The 18,585-nt window shown below is 49.7% G+C and carries 17 protein-coding genes; 4 read left to right on the top strand and 13 right to left on the bottom strand.

Annotated elements, in window-relative coordinates; all coding sequences use genetic code 11:
* Positions 1-478: 478 nt before the first annotated feature.
* The 3 genes from ACJJIW_RS12605 (at position 479) to ACJJIW_RS12595 (ending at position 4,182) form a co-directional block, all read left to right on the top strand.
* Entirely contained in the window at positions 479-3,469 is a 2,991-nt protein-coding gene (locus ACJJIW_RS12605) for an intermembrane phospholipid transport protein YdbH family protein (protein WP_444935350.1), read from the top strand.
* Between the two features lie 181 nt (positions 3,470-3,650).
* Complete coding sequence (locus ACJJIW_RS12600; RefSeq protein ID WP_282931815.1) at positions 3,651-3,845, top strand: YnbE family lipoprotein; 195 nt, start codon at positions 3,651-3,653, stop codon at positions 3,843-3,845.
* A 10-nt stretch (positions 3,846-3,855) separates the two neighbouring features.
* On the top strand, positions 3,856-4,182 hold the full coding sequence (locus ACJJIW_RS12595; protein WP_282931814.1) for a YdbL family probable chaperone protein: 327 nt from the start codon (positions 3,856-3,858) through the stop codon (positions 4,180-4,182).
* Positions 4,183-4,274: 92 nt separating this feature from the next.
* On the opposite strand, the gene rpoS is transcribed toward ACJJIW_RS12595, so the two are convergent.
* The 13 genes from rpoS to ACJJIW_RS12530 form a co-directional block, all read right to left on the bottom strand.
* Positions 4,275-5,321, bottom strand: coding sequence for an RNA polymerase sigma factor RpoS (gene rpoS, locus ACJJIW_RS12590; RefSeq protein ID WP_282931813.1), 1,047 nt, complete (start codon positions 5,319-5,321; stop codon positions 4,275-4,277).
* Positions 5,322-5,520: 199 nt separating this feature from the next.
* Positions 5,521-6,282 (bottom strand): peptidoglycan DD-metalloendopeptidase family protein, encoded by a 762-nt coding sequence (locus tag ACJJIW_RS12585; protein ID WP_444935349.1) that lies wholly within the window; start codon positions 6,280-6,282, stop codon positions 5,521-5,523.
* A gap of 194 nt (positions 6,283-6,476) precedes the next feature.
* Positions 6,477-7,439 (bottom strand): DUF368 domain-containing protein, encoded by a 963-nt coding sequence (locus ACJJIW_RS12580; protein WP_282931811.1) that lies wholly within the window; start codon positions 7,437-7,439, stop codon positions 6,477-6,479.
* On the bottom strand, positions 7,436-8,107 hold the full coding sequence (locus tag ACJJIW_RS12575; protein ID WP_282931810.1) for a protein-L-isoaspartate(D-aspartate) O-methyltransferase: 672 nt from the start codon (positions 8,105-8,107) through the stop codon (positions 7,436-7,438). Before ACJJIW_RS12575 ends, ACJJIW_RS12580 begins: the two co-directional genes overlap by 4 nt.
* Before the next feature lie 321 nt (positions 8,108-8,428).
* Positions 8,429-9,391: a tRNA pseudouridine(13) synthase TruD gene (gene truD, locus ACJJIW_RS12570; protein ID WP_444935348.1), complete on the bottom strand. Its 963-nt coding sequence runs from the start codon at positions 9,389-9,391 to the stop codon at positions 8,429-8,431.
* Positions 9,384-9,869, bottom strand: coding sequence for a 2-C-methyl-D-erythritol 2,4-cyclodiphosphate synthase (gene ispF / locus ACJJIW_RS12565; RefSeq protein ID WP_202862866.1), 486 nt, complete (start codon positions 9,867-9,869; stop codon positions 9,384-9,386). The genes truD and ispF overlap by 8 nt, the downstream gene beginning before the upstream one ends.
* Positions 9,869-10,588, bottom strand: a complete 720-nt coding sequence (gene ispD / locus ACJJIW_RS12560; RefSeq protein ID WP_282931807.1) for a 2-C-methyl-D-erythritol 4-phosphate cytidylyltransferase — start codon at positions 10,586-10,588, stop codon at positions 9,869-9,871. The genes ispF and ispD overlap by 1 nt, the downstream gene beginning before the upstream one ends.
* A complete protein-coding gene (locus ACJJIW_RS12555; RefSeq protein WP_282931806.1) occupies positions 10,585-10,872 on the bottom strand; it encodes a septum formation initiator family protein in 288 nt (95 codons plus the stop codon). Before ACJJIW_RS12555 ends, ispD begins: the two co-directional genes overlap by 4 nt.
* A gap of 95 nt (positions 10,873-10,967) precedes the next feature.
* Positions 10,968-12,254, bottom strand: coding sequence for a phosphopyruvate hydratase (eno, locus tag ACJJIW_RS12550; protein ID WP_444894560.1), 1,287 nt, complete (start codon positions 12,252-12,254; stop codon positions 10,968-10,970).
* Between the two features lie 143 nt (positions 12,255-12,397).
* Positions 12,398-13,243, bottom strand: a complete 846-nt coding sequence (gene kdsA, locus ACJJIW_RS12545) for a 3-deoxy-8-phosphooctulonate synthase (RefSeq protein ID WP_413664888.1) — start codon at positions 13,241-13,243, stop codon at positions 12,398-12,400.
* Between the two features lie 55 nt (positions 13,244-13,298).
* The gene (pyrG, locus tag ACJJIW_RS12540) at positions 13,299-14,933 is read right to left on the bottom strand and encodes a CTP synthase (RefSeq protein WP_252085084.1); all 1,635 of its coding nucleotides are present in this window, start codon (positions 14,931-14,933) and stop codon (positions 13,299-13,301) included.
* A 125-nt stretch (positions 14,934-15,058) separates the two neighbouring features.
* Positions 15,059-16,369 (bottom strand): tRNA lysidine(34) synthetase TilS, encoded by a 1,311-nt coding sequence (gene tilS, locus ACJJIW_RS12535; protein ID WP_444935347.1) that lies wholly within the window; start codon positions 16,367-16,369, stop codon positions 15,059-15,061.
* Between the two features lie 68 nt (positions 16,370-16,437).
* Positions 16,438-17,667: an AraC family transcriptional regulator gene (locus ACJJIW_RS12530; RefSeq protein ID WP_282931803.1), complete on the bottom strand. Its 1,230-nt coding sequence runs from the start codon at positions 17,665-17,667 to the stop codon at positions 16,438-16,440.
* A 317-nt stretch (positions 17,668-17,984) separates the two neighbouring features.
* On the opposite strand from ACJJIW_RS12530, the gene ACJJIW_RS12525 reads away from it, so the two are divergent.
* The gene (locus tag ACJJIW_RS12525; RefSeq protein WP_444894562.1) at positions 17,985-18,578 is read left to right on the top strand and encodes a gluconate 2-dehydrogenase subunit 3 family protein; all 594 of its coding nucleotides are present in this window, start codon (positions 17,985-17,987) and stop codon (positions 18,576-18,578) included.
* The last annotated feature ends 7 nt before the right edge of the window (positions 18,579-18,585 follow it).

Below are 18,585 nucleotides of genomic sequence, written 5' to 3'. Positions count from 1 at the left end.
AATTCGATTAATTGGACCAACAATATCGTTACCCGGGCTAATACTATTTATCACCCAAGTTAAAAACCGGACTATAGCTTCCCAGCGCGATTGGTGCCACGCATAGATAAGTTAGATTAATACTTGCCCCTGCAGCCTTGCCCACCGGCACTCTTGGCACGTCTGCCTCCACAGACGTGGCAGTAATAGTGGCGGAGAAACTAAAAGCTATCATTGCGGTCATTTAGATAGATAAAAACTATTAATTGGTGGTCGATTATCTATCCATATAAAGCACTTATTGTCTGCCCCACCCCACAGCACAGTAGATACTCATCAACATGGCGAGAAATTGCAGCCAGTATAATTATCCAATCTGGTAAACTCGCCATAGCCATAAGGTAGAAGTAAGGGATGATAGCATTCCTACTCCGCCCTTTTGTAACGAATAATAGACTTAAGTTTGAGCTAATCTCTTGCGGGAATTCCGAGGTTCAGTGTGCGTAAACTCCGTGTCTCCATCATAACCCTATCTTGTTTTTTAGCTGCGCTCATAGCAGCTAGCTGGTGGAAAAAGGATATCGTTGCTTCTCAGCTAATCAATATATTCTCAGGAGAGGTAGTTATTCAGGAGCTGACAGGACTGCGACTGGGTTTTAAAGAAGTTTCGATCCAGGAAGTTCGCCTAAAGTCCAGTGTAAATAGCATTATCCTCCTTGAGGGAGTAAAAATTGTCTATCCTTTCCATATTATTTATGACCGAGATAACACTCAAAAAATTGAACTATCAATAGAAAAGCTAACCAGGAGCATGGAAGCTGAAGATATCGTTACCAAAACCCATATCGACGAGCAGCTCCCGGAAAATAATGTCAAGACAAGTAATACATTATCGTTAAGTGCCCTAAGCCAAAGTCTAACCCGCTTTTTGCCAGGCAAGATATCTGTTAAGCAAATAGTACTCGATGGCCTATTGATTGGCGGTCCACTAAATATAGCTCGCGACAACATAAAAATTCATGCCGAAACTCCCCTTAAACACCCCCAGTTTGGCGAGCTTAATTTATATTTTGAGGCTTTTTTAGGTTTATCAGAAATCAAACTAAAACCCAGAATACTAACTAACAACTCAAAGATTCTATCTGAAGCTGATATAACTATTACTAAACTAGAAACTGACACATGGGTTTTAAACAGTAAACTTGTATCAGATCTGGAATCTACAGCCCCACTGATAGAGATATTTGAACCTAAAGCTAGCTCCACAACTAAGCCGACAGTATCAGGCAAAATTATAGCTACCACCGCGATTAGCTTGCCAGACAATCTGCTATCCATTTCAAGCTACCGAGAAATTGACATTCAACTTAATGGCACTGATCTAAAGGCCACAATTCCATACGCTCAACTAAACTCCAATATAGAAGCCCAATTATCTATAAGCAATCCAATAAAAATAACACTTGAATCACTATTTCCATTTAAACCTCGACATATCAAGGGGAGTGGCGAGTTTGATATAGCTTTAGGTACTGATAAAAACACCAATACCCCGCTATTAAGTGCGGACTTTAGCTCGAGCACATCGGCGACATCTCCCGAATTAGATATCGAAGGCACTTTTCATCTGACAGGTGCAAATACTATAGTTAATTCCCCGCTATATCTCAGACACTTGCCAGCACTACCTATAGATAGTGTTAATGGAGATGTGGCATTTAAGGGTAAACTTCAACTAAGTTCGCTTAACAATATTAGCTCTCCAGAAGTAAATAGCTTTCAATTAGAATTGATGCCAAACCAAACTATTCAATTGGATATTTCAGCTCCCACATCAGGAAAAAACTCGCCTTTAATTACTACCGGATTACATCAGAGCAAGATTCAGGCAAGCATTAAAGATCTTATCTCCATTACAGGTGACCTGACCAATCCCAACAAAAGAGATATTAAGGTCGAACAAGGATCTCTAACCGCAACAATACAAGGCTCCAATGGGGACTCAACAACACAGTTAACCGCTAGCGACATACTATGTCACTTCTCTGACATCAGTGTCTGTAACTTTGACCTAAAGACAAAAGTACCCCAACTTTATGAGCGATCCAGAGAATTAGCAGTTACCAATTTGAGTTCAACTGCCAAGGCAAAGATTGAAAGCAATCTTAAAGGTCAAAAATTCACGCTAGAGAGCATTAAAGTATCTGGAGAAAAAATAGCAACCAAAACATTGGCGGCTGACAGGGTAAACTTAGATATACCAACAGTACACTGCGAAATAACAGAACCTACAATCTGTACTCTCCCAGAAATAAGTAGTCAGTTTGGAATTCTCAACACCGAGCAATTTTCCCTTTCTGGAGACCTCAATTTTCTTGATAGTATTGTTACCATCAAAAATGGTGCTACAGCGCTGGACAGTGAATTTAATAGTAACAATTTAGAGATTGAGACATCGGAAAAGTACAAGGTTAACTCTTCAGCCAAAGGCAAGCTATCCCTGCAACACAATAAGCTAACAAGTCATAGTCAAATTAAAGCAGGTGCAATTAAAATTGATTTAAGCGGCTCTTACGACTTATCAAAATCCTCAGGTGGAGTTGAATTTTCCGTTCCTGAAGTTACCTTTAGTACGGATCGCTCTCTAAACGATACGATCCAGGGGCTTCCCCTCAATATCGTCTCCGGCAGACTTTCTGCCGGTGGTTCTGTGTCTTTGCCCTCCCAGTCCAAAGACAGTATCCATGTTTCATTGGACGATATTGCAGCAACCTATAAAGATAGTTTTGCCACCGGAATCAGTGGAGATCTAAAAGTAGAAAACGAAGATGGGCACTGGATCACACCTACATCATACCCACTATCGATAGAATCTATTAACGCGGGCTTACCAGTGAAAAATGTCCAGTTATCACTGCAACTGGATAAACAGAAAGATATTACATTGCATAATTTTTCTGCTGACTTTTTGCAAGGCAGGGTTACTTCATCAGCCCTTATTTGGAATCTCGCGGAAGAGACTCGAAAAAGCATTGTACATGCACAAGGTATTTCTCTAGAGGCTTTAGCACAGGAGACGGACTCAGAGAACTTTGAGGCCAGCGGGCTAATTAACTTGGAAATCCCCATTGTAACGGGGCCTGAGGGTATCACTGTGGAAGCCGGCCACCTTCAGGGTGAAGCTCCAGGCGGACGCTTGCGCTACTACGGAGCCTTTTCTCCGCAGATGCTGGCAAGCAACCCACAACTTAAGTTGATAGCCAATGCACTGGAAGATTATGAGTTTCAAACACTGGAAGGCAGCATAGACTATCCAGCCAGCGGAGATCTCCAACTACAGCTAAAGCTGGTTGGTCGAAGTGAGGCTATCGATTCTGATCGAGACCTGGTGATCAACCTGAACCTTGAAAACAATATCCCAGACATGTTGCGCTCATTGCAAGCCAGTCGTGATTTGACTGAAACCCTGGAAAAGCAGCTGGACCAATAGGTCAGGAGTGAAGTAGCCTTTATTGGTATGTACAAGCCTGCTTGGTTCATTACCGGTTAAGGTTGACTCAATAAAATACTTGGGTCTGCCGGCATCCAACTCACCTGCTGAACCAGGCAGGTAACACGGGCTAGGTACAAAAAGTAAAAGGGTACCAAAGAGGTACTGTGAGGAGTGTCAGATGAAAGCCAGCCGACTGATTCCTATGGGGCTGCTATACGCTATGGTTGCTACAGGGTGTACACCTACTGTAGCGGTAAAGGCTCCCAGTGAGCCAATTACAGTAAACCTGAATGTGAAAATTGAGCATGAAATTCGGGTCAAGGTCGACAAGGACCTGGACAACCTGTTTGAAGACAAGGAAGGGATTTTCTAAGGAGGCAAATATGAAGACATTAATGAAAGCCTTTTTGGCACTGAGCTTATTAATCGCCCTGCCTGCAATGGCAATTTCCCTAAATGAAGCCAAAAGTAAGGGCCTGGTTGGTGAAGCCAATAGCGGATACATCGCTATAGTAGATGCCAGCTCACCAGAACTGGAAAAACTGGTCAAAGAAGTGAATGCCAAGCGAAAAGCTGCTTACGCTCGAATCGCTGAACGCAATAAAATTGATATAGCCCAGGTGGCAACACGCGCCGCTGAAAAGTTGGAAGCACGCTTATCACCTGGAGAATACTACCAGGACAACCTGGGACGCTGGGTCAGGAAGTAACTCGTAGCCCGAAGACTTCCGCTCAGCATGTAGACGCGATAAAAAACCCCACAGCCAGAAATCGGCGGTGGGGTTTTATAAAGGAGAAGAGGCTACAAATTACCAAATAATGAATGCCCGTCGAGCCCCTGCTTCTCCATAACCTCTCTTAAACGTTTCAGTGCATCCACCTGTATCTGCCTGACCCGCTCCCTGGTGAGACCGATTTCACGCCCTACTTCTTCCAGGGTGCTCGCTTCAAAACCGCGCAAACCAAACCGCCTAGAGACCACTTCACACTGCTTGTCAGGTAACTCTCCCAACCAGCGGTTGATGCTGTCAAAAAGGTCCCTGTCCTGTAAAAGCTCTGCTGGGTCAGATTCCTGCTGATCGGGGATGGTATCTACCAAGGTCTTCTCAGAAGAGGGCCCAATGGGAGTATCTACAGAAGTAACCCGCTCATTGAGCCCCAGCATACGCTCGACATCTTCGACTGGCTTCTCAAGGAGGGTGGCAATTTCTTCTGCGGATGGCTCGTGATCCAGCTTTTGCGCCAACTCTCGAGATGCACGCAAGTACACGTTTAACTCTTTCACGACATGGATGGGCAGGCGTATGGTCCGGGTCTGATTCATTATGGCCCGTTCTATCGTCTGACGTATCCACCAGGTGGCGTAAGTGGAAAAGCGAAAACCTCTCTCTGGATCAAACTTCTCAACTGCTCGAATCAGGCCCAGATTGCCTTCCTCAATAAGGTCCAGCAGTGCCAAACCTCGGCTAACGTAGCGGCGAGCAATCTTTACAACAAGGCGAAGATTGCTCTCGATCATTCGTTTTCTTGCCGCAGCATCTCCACGCAAAGCCTTGCGCGCGTAATACACCTCTTCTTCTGCGGTCAATAAGGGGGAGAATCCAATTTCATTGAGATAGAGTTGAGTAGCGTCGAGATTTTTCTGCAAATGGCCATCGCCATCCAATCTACAAACTCTACTTTTCTCTGCCTGGGAGGGTGCGGAACTCTTTTTAGCCGCAGATTTCCGCGTGCGACTAACACCTGCTTCAGTTGAACCTAATTTCTGCTCATCATTTTCAACGTCTAACTCAGGAGGAAAGTCTTCTGCCTGGCCAGCCAAAGACTGGTCTTGCCGTTGTGCTTCCATTTCCCCTGCTCCTTGTACTTTGCCAATTTCAGCCGCACAACACACTCGGACATTGATAACACAACTATCAATGCCGCAGGTATGTGGCGACAGCCACTGAATCGGCTGACCCTGGGATGGCCACGATTACAGTGACTACCTCAAGTGGTACTAGTTAAAAGTCCATTTTTATTTGCAGAGCTTTACTGCGGCCGTGAACTTACGGTAAGTAGGCAAGAGGGTCTACTGGCTGACCGTTTTTGCGAATCTCAAAGTGGAGCTTGTTGCGGTCGGTACCACTCGAACCCAGTTCCGCTATCCTTTGCCCCGCCTTTACCCTGCTGCCCTCCTTTACGAGCAACCGGTGATTGTGTGCATAGGCACTGAGGTAAACCTCGTTGTGCTTGACGATCAGCAGCTTTCCATAACCTCTCAAGGCGCTTCCTGCGTAGATCACGGTGCCATCAGCCGCTGCCAGTACAGACTCACCCTTTTCACCCGCGATATCAACTCCCTTACGCAATGGGTCCCCAGAGCGGAAGTGACTAATCACTTTCCCCTTGGCGGGCCAGCGCCAGTTGACCGATCCGCTCCGGCGAGATGCTGTTGATTGGCGCTTTGGGCTTGATGTTAAAGATTTTTTAGCAGTGGTCGTTTGTGTTGTTTTAGGTTTAGCTTTTGCGACTGGCGCTTTTTGCTTCTTTTGCGTACTAGCGGTGCTCTTGGTTGGCACTGAGCCCGCCAGCCTTATTCTCTGCCCAGGATATATTTGATAAGGGGAGCGGATACCATTTATCGCCGCCAATTGGCGAAAATCCTTGCCGTAACGCCAGGCTATCGAATAGAGGGTATCCCCTTTACCAACCGTGTGGTGGGTAATTTTGATACTCGGGGGCTGGCGTAGGGAGCTTGAGGGAGCCTTATGGCTGGAACAGGAGGAAACGGCCTGCAGTAGAACCAGCAAGCCTAATATTTTAAACACCCCCCACAAACAATGACCGATTTTAGGGAGTTTGTTCCGCCAACATCGGCGCTCAAGAGGTTGCAAAAGATGACATTCCATTATTCTCTTTTTACATCAGACCACGGCATTTATGGAAAAAGTGTCTAAAGAAAAGCTCCAAAAATCTCTGGAAAAGTTTGATAAAACGCTGCCATACCGAGATTTTCCAGATCTTATTGCGGAGTGGCGCAAGACTTCTCTCTGTGCACCTTGCCAAAGAAGTCTACAGCGAGAACTAAGAGCGCTGCCACTAGAGCCGCAACAATTGCGCCCCCCAAATGAGCACTGTCGCCGGTTTGCTCGACATAAGTTAGCGGAGAAGTGTTGGATAGCAAAGGGGCCAATTTGCTTGATGCTTCGATTTCCCCGGACATTGGCAGTTTCCAGGGCCAAATAATCTTCAAACTACCCAACAAAACCCCGGCAAGAAATGCCAATGTCCTGGCTACATATTTGTGCATCAGCCAAGACAACAAGCGGCTGAAGAGCATCAGCCCTATTGCCGCCCCTGCCGCAAAGCACAATAGGTTTAAAATTTGGAGTTCATGAACTGCAGCTAAAACCTTGGGGTATATCCCAATTAATAACAGCAGGAAAGCGCCGGAAATTCCCGGCAGTGCCATCGCACATATCGCCAAAGCACCTGATAAAAACAGTGTAAGTGGAGTTGCCGGTATCTCCGAAGGCCGCATCTCGCTCACTGTTACTGCAAGCGCAATACCCAGTGCGAGAAAAACCAAAACAGATGGCGACCACCGGGGGATATTTCTCACGATGGGAACAATTGAGGCGAGAACCAAACCGAAAAAGAAAGACCACACAACAATTGGATAATTTTGCAGTAAGCCACTAATCAGGTGGGCCAAGCTAAAAACGCTCAACAATACCCCAAGGAAAAGAGAGAGAAGAAAGCTCCCATTAATATAGCGCCAAGTGGATAGAAACCCCTCCTTCCGCCACACTGTAATACAATGCGGGCCTATTCGACTGAGGGAGTCCAAAAGCTCCTGGTAGATGCCGGTAATAAAGGCAATAGTTCCCCCGGAAACACCGGGCACCACATCGGCAGCCCCCATTGCCATTCCCCGCAGAAGTACTCCGGGGTAGCGACTTTTTAGAACCTCAGTAAATCTCATCGAACCACGCCACCGAGTAAAGGCACGAAACGTACCGCTTCCAACTTTTCCACATCAAACTTATTACTATCCTCACGACGAGTCACCATCGTCAGGTATTGCTGCTCAGCCCCCACCGGAATTACTAAAACTCCATTGGGAGCCAGCTGTTCTCGCAGCTCATCAGGAATCATTGCAGGTGCTGCTGCAGCCAGGATAGCATCGTAAGGACCCTCTTCTTTCCAACCAAAGCCCCCACTGCTGAGCTTATACTCTACATTGCTATAACCCAGCTCCCCCAACCGATGGCGAGCGGTTTCCAATAGAGGTTCGACACGCTCGACGGAATAAAGTTGTTCGACCAAGCGAGCAAGAATGGCCGTTTGGTAGCCAGAGCCCGTACCCACTTCCAGAACTCGGTGTAGAGACTTGGCTCTACTCAGTAGGAGTTCAGTCATACGGGCGACAATGTATGGCTGGGAAATAGTTTGGCCATACCCTATGGGCAAAGCAGTATCTTCATAAGCCCGAATAGCCAGGGCTTCATCCAGAAAGAGGTGTCGAGGAGTGGACGCCATTACATCCAGCACCTCCTCGTTGGATATCCCCTCTTCCCGCAATCGCTGGATCAAGCGATTACGGGTTCGCTGGGAAGTCATCCCCAGACCTTCTTGTCTCAAGCGATCCATATTCTTTTCTTGTCCATGATTTGTGCAACAGCGCCAGTCACTTGAGGAGCCTCCGAATAACTCCGTAATGCCTCTGCGGGCCTTGAAGGCTGCAGATGTTAGGCGCAGCTCGCCGCGAATGGCCGTAGCCCTTTGCAAGAGCTGCTACGCAGCAGCTGTGGCCTTCAAGGCCCGCCCTTCGGGGCTTGCAGAGCGATTCACACTCCGCGTTGCGACTTCTTGAAAGGTCTAGACATTCCTGCGAAGCCGCGCCTTGATTGTGAACCGCTCTGCATGCCAGAGGTATCACGGAGTTATTCGGAGGCTCCTAAAATACAAATTTTATGTGCACTGTTTAACATTGACCAGCTGAGCTATCTCCCGTAGCAAAGCCGTAGCAAAAGTACCCGGTGGCAAGGCAAATTCGACGATTAAATGATCACCTTCCCACTCATAGCGAAATGCCTCCGGGGATAAAATCATGGCCCGGCGCTCCTGGCTAAGACCGCAGTGCTCCAGCCAGTTGCACCAAGGCTGCCACGGAGACAACACTTGCTCTTCCAACTGCCCCAGGGCATCCGTTGACAGGTTTCTGCCACGCCCCCAAAGAGGCCCGGTTGGGTAATCTTCAGGCTCTCCAACGAGGGGGCTCTGCCAGGTTCCGGTGTTGACTCGCTCAGCCAAAACCTGGTTGAACAGCCAGCTACGGGCAGCAGACATGGCGAAGGCCTTTTCGCTTTTGCGGCAGCGACCGTCTTCTTCAGCTAAGTTTTTTGCCAAGCTAAGGTTATTGCCATCAATCCCAAAGCGCTGTTCACCGAAGTAATTGGGCACCCCTTTGGGAATCAGCTGAAGTACTTCTTCTGCTTTGTCCCGATCACCTTCTACATTGCGCAGCCGAATCTTGAAGCGATTCCCCATATGTTCGCCGCGACGCAACTTGCGTGGTCCCCGGAAGGCCTGGAGCAATGAAATCTCATCGCTGTTAATTTGCGACCAGTCTCCTTCTGTCTTTTGTCCGAGCCATACACTGAACCATTGAGTGGTAACAGCATGTCGGTCTTTCAATCCATAAAAGCTGACATCCCGGCTTTGCACCCCGGCTAACTTCGCCAACTCCTTGGCAACCCAGGCGGTATTTGCCCCACGCTTTTTAACCTGTAAGTAAACATGCTCACCATCTTTATCAGCCGGCGGCATAGCCAATTCATCGACAATAAAATCTTCTGGTTCTGTGCGAAAATCACCAGAAATTACCGCACCCCCAAGCGCTCGGGGCCAATCCAGGTTCCAAACTTCAGACATCTTTGCGCTCTAATAAAACAGTAGCTTGCGCGGCGATACCCTCACCGCGACCAGTAAATCCAAGCTTTTCTGTAGTGGTTGCTTTGACACTGATCGCATCGCAGTCAACACCACAGTCAGCGGCAATATTGACTCGCATTCCATCGATATGCGGAGCCATTTTGGGGGCCTGGGCTATCAACGTCATATCCGCATTAACCAGGCGATACCCTTTACTATCGATTAACCCAACAACATGTCGAAGCAGGTTTCTGCTATCCGCTCCGGCAAATTGTTCATCGTTATCGGGAAAGTGTTTACCAATATCTCCCAGGGCCAGAGCACCCAGTAAGGCATCCGATAGGGCGTGCAGTAAAACATCCCCATCGGAATGAGCTACCAAACCATACCCATAGGGGATTTGTACTCCTCCGAGCACTACATGATCACCGGGGCCAAATGCGTGTACATCAAAGCCCTGGCCTATTCGAAAACTCACTATCGCTTATCCTCAGTCGGGGAGTAGCGCAGACGTAAAATAGTTTCTGCAATTATGATATCGGCGGGGTGCGTCACTTTAATATTGTCACTATCACCCGCAACCAATTGCGGTGAATGGCCAAAAAACTCCAGTGCACTGGCTTCATCGGTTACAGCAACCCCCTGTTCCAGGGCTTTACCAAGGCATGAGTGCAGAGTACTGAGAGGGGCCCGTTGCGGGGTTTGCGCCAGCCAAATACTTTCGCGGTCAACCGTTTCTTCCACACAGGCTACACCGCCAGTCACATGACTGCGCTTTAATGTGTCGCTTGCGGGGCGCGCCAAAAGTGCCATCGGTGAGACTTCGTCACTGAGTAAAGCGCAAATATCGCGCTCAGACACACAGGGTCGTGCAGCATCGTGGACTAAAACCGGAGTATCGCCGCTTTCTCGCTCCGCCAGGAAATCCAGAGCGGACTGAACAGAGTCTGCTCTCTCAGCTCCACCAATGACGGTGTGTACCAAGGGGTGGTTTGCTTCTTTCAGGTGAGGGAAGTAGGTATCCTGCTCCGATAGCGATACTACAACGCCGGCCAAGCCTGGCCACCCAAGAATATTTTTTAAAGTCAGGGATAGCAGTGGTCGCCCGAGCAATGGCAGGTACTGTTTCGGGCGATCAGCCCCCATACGTTTGCCAACGCCGGCAGCGGGTACAATGACCCAATAATCCTTAATCAATTTTCAGCCTCTTCCTTATCCAGGAAGATAAACAGTGTTTCCCCTTCCTTGATCAGTCCCAGGTCATAACGGGCTTTCGCTTCCACACCATCAGTGCCAACTTTCAAACTGCGGACTTCCCTAAACAGTTGACGGTTTTCCCGCACCAGCGCGATATTTTTTTCTTGCTGTTGGGCTAATTGACGCTTGAGACGGGTAACTTCGGCGAGACTACCTTCACCAACCCAAAGTCGGTACTGGGTGGCGAGGAGCATAATGGTGAGTATTGCCAGCAGCCATTTCATACGAGATTACGATATTTCGCTTGTTCGTATTTATAGTACTACAAAGAGGGGCTGGCCCTTCTTTGTAGTACTTGCACGCTAATTCAAATAATGGATTACTTGAATTCAGCGCGGCCGCGATAAGGAGCGGAGCCATTCAGCTCAGCTTCGATGCGCAGCAGACGGTTGTACTTGGCTACGCGGTCTGAACGGCAAAGGGAACCGGTCTTGATTTGGCCAGCAGCAGTCGCAACCGCCAGATCTGCAATAGTAGTATCTTCGGTCTCACCGGAGCGGTGAGAGATCACAGCGGTGTAGCCCGCATCTTTAGCCATTTTGATCGCATCCAGAGTCTCGGACAGGGAACCGATCTGGTTGAACTTGATCAAGATAGAGTTACCGACACCTTTCTCGATACCTTCCTTCAGAATCTTGGTGTTGGTTACGAACAGGTCGTCACCTACCAGCTGTACTTTTTCACCAATTTTGTCGGTGAGTACTTTCCAACCGTCCCAATCACTCTCATCCATACCGTCTTCGATAGACAGGATCGGATAGTTGGCGGACAGATCGGCCAGGTAGCTGGCAAAACCTTCGCTATCGAACTGCTTGCCTTCGCCAGCCAGGTCGTACTTGCCATCTTTGTAGAATTCGGAAGAAGCGCAGTCCAGAGCCAGGGTAATGTCATCGCCCAGGGTGTAACCGGCCTTTTCTACCGCTTCAGCAATCACTTTCAGTGCCGCTTCGTTGGAAGGCAGGTTCGGAGCAAAGCCACCTTCATCACCAACCGCAGTGTTCAGGCTGTTGCTGGACAGTACTTTTTTCAGGGAGTGGAAGATCTCAGCACCTTGGCGCAGAGCTTCAGCAAAAGATTCAGCCTTAACGGGCTGAACCATAAATTCCTGGATATCCACATTGTTATCAGCGTGCTCACCACCATTGAGGATATTCATCATCGGCACCGGCATGGAGTACTCGCCCGGAGTGCCGTTTACCTCAGCAATGTGCTGGTACAAAGGGATTTTTTTGGAAGCGGCAGCTGCTTTAGCGGCAGCCAGGGAAACCGCCAAAATAGCGTTAGCGCCGAAGTTCGCCTTATTTTCAGTGCCGTCGGCATCGATCATCGCCTTGTCCAGGGCGCGCTGATCGGCAGCATCCATACCCTTGAGCAGGTCAGCGATAGTAGTGTTGATATTTTCAACCGCTTTCAGGACACCCTTACCCAAGTAACGGCTTTTATCGCCATCGCGAAGTTCCAGCGCTTCACGGGAGCCAGTGGAGGCACCGGAGGGGGCGCAGGCGGAGCCAATAGAACCATCCTCCAGGATTACATCGGCTTCAACGGTAGGGTTACCGCGAGAATCCATTACTTCAAAGGCTTTAACAGCGACAATCTTGCTCATTTACAATGGGCTCCGTATTGGTACTTACTGAAAATAGGTTTTCGTAAATCAGACTTTACGCACTTTTTGCTACAGCGCTCAGGCCAAATAGCAGAGGGGAAAGTGCCGCGCGCCCCATCAGGGCGCGCAAAAATATTTCTTTTTTATTTCGTATCCAGCGGCTCAAAACCTTTGATCAGGTCATCTACCGCTTTCATCTGCGCCAGGAATGGCTCCAGCTTTTCCAGTGGCAATGCACTGGGGCCATCACACAATGCTTTGTCTGGATTCGGGTGTGCTTCCAGGAACAGGCCGGCAATCCCGATAGCCAAACCTGCGCGGCCCAGCTCAGTGACCTGTGCACGGCGACCACCAGAGGCTGCACCGGAAGGATCGCGCATTTGCAGTGAGTGGGTGACGTCAAAAATCAGCGGCGCACCGCCGGAGGCATTGATCATGGTGCTAAAGCCCAGCATATCGACAACCAGGTTGTCGTAGCCAAAGCAGGCACCGCGCTCACACAAAAGAATATTTTCGTTGCCACACTCAGCAAATTTCTCCACCACATTTTTAACTTGCGGCGGGCTCATAAACTGGGGCTTTTTGACGTTGATCACTGCACCAGTCGCTGCCATAGCGGCGACCAGATCAGTCTGGCGGGCCAGGAAGGCCGGCAGCTGGATAATATCCACGACTTCGGCAACCGGAGCAGCCTGGTGTACTTCGTGGACATCGGTAATCAAGGGAACCTTAAAGGTATCTTTGATTTCCTGAAAAATCTTCAGGCCTTCTTCCATTCCCGGTCCGCGATAGGAATTGATGGAAGAGCGATTGGCCTTGTCAAAAGACGCTTTAAAAACATAGGGAATACCCAGTTTTTCAGTGACTTTTACATAGTGCTCAGCCACCTGCATCGCCAGGTCGCGGGATTCCAGTACATTCATACCGCCAAACAGCGCAAAGGGCTTATCGTTGGCGACCTGAATATTTCCGACTTCAATTGTTTTCACTGTCAGCTCCCTGTCATCTCACCCCCAGTCACAGAGACCGGGGGCGGATTACTGATTAACCCTGGTTTTCACGCTGCTTCATTGCGGCGGCAACAAAGCTTTCGAACAGCGGATGGCCGTCGCGCGGGGTTGAAGTAAATTCCGGGTGGAACTGGCAAGCAACGAACCAGGGATGGTTCGGCAATTCAACCATTTCTACCAGGGTATCGTCTGCAGACCAGCCGCCAATTTTCAAACCAGCTTGCTGCAGGCGATCAACGTAGTTGTTGTTCACTTCGTAGCGGTGGCGGTGGCGTTCTACAATGACGTCTGCGCCGTAGATATCGCGAGCCTTGGTGTCTTTAGCCAAGCGACACTCCTGACCGCCCAAGCGCATGGTGCCACCCAGGTCGGACTGCTCGTCGCGCTTCTCGATATTGCCTTCGCTATCGATCCACTCTGTGATCAGGCCGATAACCGGGTGCGGGGTTTTAGTATTGAATTCAGTACTGTTGGCACCTTCGAGGCCGAGCACATTGCGCGCGAACTCGATAACCACAGACTGTAAACCGAGGCAGATGCCCAGGTAAGGAATATTGTTTTCACGAGCGTAGCGAACAGATTCAAGCTTGCCCTCTAAACCGCGCTCACCAAACCCACCGGGAACCAGGATTGCATCGGCATCCTTGATCAGGTCAATGCCGTTCTCACCCTCAACGTCTTCAGCGTTGATAAAGTCGATATCCACTTTGCAGCGATGCTTGATACCCGCATGGGTCAGGGACTCGATCAAGGACTTATAGGCATCCAGCAACTCCATGTATTTGCCAACCATGGCAATTTTCACTTCGTGCTGCGGGTTCAGCTTGCCATCGACCACTTCATCCCACTCGGAAAGGTCTGGTGCCTGGCATTCCAGCTGCAGTTTTTCCACAACGATATCGTCGAGGCCGTAACTGTGCAGAAGACGCGGTACGCCGTAGATGGTCTTGGCATCGGGCAGAGGTACAACAGCGCGCTCTTCCACATTAGTGAACAGTGCGATCTTGCGGCGGGAGTCCTCATCGATCTCGCGCTCGGAACGGCACAGCAGAATATCCGGCTGCAAGCCGATAGAACGCAACTCTTTAACAGAGTGCTGGGTCGGCTTGGTCTTGGTTTCACCAGCAGTGGCAAGGAAAGGCACATAGCTCAGGTGGATCAACAGGGCGCGATTGGTGCCCATTTCCACACGCAGCTGACGCACAGATTCCAAGAACGGTTGGGATTCGATATCACCTACGGTGCCACCGATTTCAACAATAGCGACGTCGACATCGCGGCCACCTTCTACAACGCGGCGCTTGATCTCGTCGGTAATATGGGGGATCACCTGTACGGTGCCACCCAAGTAGTCACCACGGCGCTCTTTGCGCAGTACGGTCTCGTACACGCGGCCGGTGGTGAAGTTGTTACGCTTGGACATCCGGGTACGGATAAAGCGTTCGTAGTGACCCAGGTCCAGGTCAGTCTCGGCACCATCCTCGGTGACATACACCTCGCCGTGCTGGAAGGGACTCATGGTACCCGGGTCTACGTTGATGTAGGGGTCCAGTTTGAGGATGGTAACCTTGAGGCCGCGGGCCTCGAGAATGGCGGCCAAAGAGGCGGAGGCGATACCTTTCCCCAACGAGGAAACCACGCCACCAGTTACAAAAATATAGCGCGTCATGCAAAACCTTGGTCAGTTGAGCGCTCGATGAATGTCGAGCTTACAGGGCTGGCCCGGGCGGATAATCCAGCTTCTCCCGGTGCCTTTTAGACGGGGCGCCAGGGTAGCAGAAACCCCCTTAACACTCAATCGAAAAACCGCCAGCCGGGTGGTTCATCCGGGATGGCGCAGCCTGCTTTGCATGAAAAGAGCCCCGCGACAGCCACCAGATCATCCCCCAAAAATACCAATGGGACACGATCCCTGAGCCAGGGCTCTAGAGCCCACTCCTGCAAGAGCTTCTTAAGCGTTTGTGACCTGGAGCGATTTACCGGGTGCGCACGCTCCCCTCCTCTGCGATAACACACTCTATAATCGCCCACTGGCCAATCCAGCGAGGGCCGAAGAATGCCACCCGCTGGCAGAGCCAGATTAGAGCGGCCATCCCAGTGCCAATTTTTATCGGGATTATTGGCAATTGGCGCCAGCTCAGGGGTCAGGTAAAGGCGACTCCGAAAACGTCGTACCACTTGCCCACCCAAATTAACTTCAAGCTGTGCATCCTCTGCCGCATGAGTCACCTGGGAAAGCGCCTGATTTAATAGGGCCGACTCTGGCGGCCGCCCCCCTTGGCCCAATACCCAATGCCGCATAAGGTTTTTACGGCGCCCCTCGCTAAGGCTGAAGAAGCGAGGCAGGGCCAGACTTTCGCCAAATCGCTCCGCCTTTAAATCAGCCTCCTCCAGGTCAGCAAGTGCCAACTCAGACAGCAAGTCCGCAGACTCCCTCAGGTTCTCCGCTGCCCGAGCGATCTGGCGACTCACTCCCCAACGCTGGTTGAGCAGTGGCACAACTCGATGCCGCAAAAAATTACGCTCCAGGGCCTCATCCGCATTGCTGTCATCTTCAATCCAGCTCAATCCGTGAGCCTCAGCCCACTGTTCTAGCTCTTTTCGCCCCGCTCCGAGTAGAGGGCGCAGTAAGTACTTATTATCTCCGATCGTTCGACTCTCGGACATGCTGGCCAATCCCAACACGCCCGCGCCCCGCATTAAGCGCAGCAGGAAAGTCTCAGCTTGGTCGTCCGCGTGGTGACCGAGCAGAATTTGATCACCTTCGGACATCACCTGATTGAAGGCCGCATATCTCGCCCGGCGAGCCCCCTGCTCCAATCCGCCATCTTTGTAATCAACAGTAACCTGGATGGCTGTAAAGGGTACCGCCAGATTTTCAGCAAACTCTTTACAGTGAGCCAGCCAAATGTCCGCATTTGCATTCAGGCCATGGTGAATATGAAGCGCACGCACGGGAACCTGGCAAGTTACCAGAAGGTGCAGGAGAACAGTGGAGTCCAGACCACCAGAAAACCCCACCCACAGCTGGCCGCTGGCAGGGTGGGACTTTAGCAACCCCTTTATCAGAGTTGGGAGTTTTTCAGGGCGGTCTACGGGTTTCACAAGGGGTCGAGCCAGAATCAAATTTTCAAAAGTATACTGCCAAACCCAGCAAAGGCGGCTAGAGCCCTTTAGTTGGGCTCTATAGCACCCTTCTCACTGCCAGCCCTGGCTTCGCAATTAAGCCGGCGGTACTCGGTCGGCGTCATACCCACCATTTTCTTAAAAAAGGAGTTAAATGTAGCCTTGGTATTAAAGCCCGAGGACAACATTACCTCCATCACGGTGAGCCCCGCATTTTGCGGCTCCCGCAACATCCGTTTTGCCTCATCTATACGGTAACGGTTTACAAATTCGAAGAAGTTGCACTGAAAATGACGATTAATCGTCTGTGAAAGCAACCTGCGTGATACCTGTAACTGCCCTGACAACTGCTCTAGGGTAAGGGCTGGAACCAAGTAAGGCTTTTCTTCCCGCATATAATTTTCAATTTGGGCTGCCAACTCCAGATCAATCTCAGGCTCCCCATTAGCATCCTGTTCCTGGTCAGAACTTACATCTTCCCCGGACTTCTCCACTTTATGCCCATCGCCCTCAAACATTGAGGAGTAACTGAGACTAAAGAAGATCATGGCACTAACCAAAACAAATACGGCGTAGTTACTAAACAGCCCCATCGCTCCAATATCCAACTGGAGCTGCCACTCCTGCGCCAACCCTACCGCCAGGTTAATCATCAGAGCCCAAATACGAACCAGCAAGAAGCCCCAGATCAACACCAACAGCCAAGTCAGGTCAATTTTCTCAATACTGGAATGATTATCTCGAATCTGCCTGCGGCATCGACGCACCTCAAAAAGACACAAAACACCGAAAAGTACCCGAAGCGATTCACGAGCCAATCCCAACAAGTGATCGAACATTGAGCCAGTAGTTAAATTCTCCCCACGCAGCATGGCTGTCTTGGTTTCGCTATCAAATTGCCAGTAGGAGAAATATTCAAACACGACTGCCAGTAAAAAAGGCAGCAGGTACCAAAGGTCTCGCCTGGAAATCCTAAACCCCTCGCGAGTTAAGGAGCGGGTATACCAAAGTAACAGGGGACCTTCTAACCAGTAGGCTGCGCCAAATACAAAGAACAAGTTCGGGGAAGTCTCAATGGACCAACTGCGGAAACCTTCACCAAAATTAATCAGGATATCCAGGGGAATAGCGGCTTGTGAGAACAGAAATAGCGCCAACAAGGTGTTGCTGAAACGCCGCTCGCGACGAATCACTAACAACAACAGTGCAAAAAGAGCGCACTGATAACTGGTCATTATCAGAACAATATCGTGGAAATTGAATAGTAAAGCGTCCATTGATACTCAAATAGCCCTTCTACCTTCTTGAAAGGTCTAGACATTCCTGCGAAGCCGCGCCTTGATTGTGAACCGCTCTGCATGCCAGAAGTATCACGGAGTTATTCAGAGGCTCCCTAGAAAGATATTACCACTAAACCACCATCAGCCCGCCCAAATAAGGGGTAAAGCTTTAGGTAATACCTGAATTTGTACGTCCAGATTTGGGTATCACCACAAATCAAGACGACGAGCTGAAGCCCCCAAGACAAAATCTCCCTACCAGTATCGATTCACTAGAAAAGAACTAACTCTTCAAGCAACAAGAGGAGACCGGGATGATAAACCGTCGGAAATTTATTCAAGGACTGGCCACTGTGGGCGGGACCTCTCTGGCCCTAACCTGCACAGAGCAGCAAGCTCTTGCGGCAGCAGATAATTTTTTCAAATCGCGAAGAACTGACGCCTACCGGGCACGGCTTTTCTCTATTGAACAACTCACCACCCTGCACAAAATCTGCTCCTACCTGATACCCGCAACGGATACTCCCGGCGCAGCTGAAACAGAGTGCCATTTATTTGTCGATCACTATTTAACTGACTGCATAGAAGAGCAGACCCAGCTAAAAACCAAAAAGCTCTTACATGAGTTGGATGAGCGTGCCACCACCCGGTATGGACACCCCTTTATTCATCTTGCCCCAGAACAATCGGTTGCTCTACTCGAATCACTCGACACCGGAATAGCCCCCTTTAACCCAGACTTACAGCAAGATTTCAGGAATCTTAAATTCCTGGTGTGCCTTGGCTACTACACCAGCTTTACCGGAGCCACTCGTGAGCTTGCTTACCAAGCAATTCCCGGTGGATTCAAAGGTTCAGTTCCATTGGATCAAACCGGGAAGGCCTGGGGTTCACTGCCACGTATTTAAAGGAAAG

The organism is Microbulbifer maximicatervae (SeqCode) (assembly GCF_052467815.1).
Note: the sequence above shows the minus strand (reverse complement) of the source record. Positions and strands in the feature narration are given on the sequence as shown.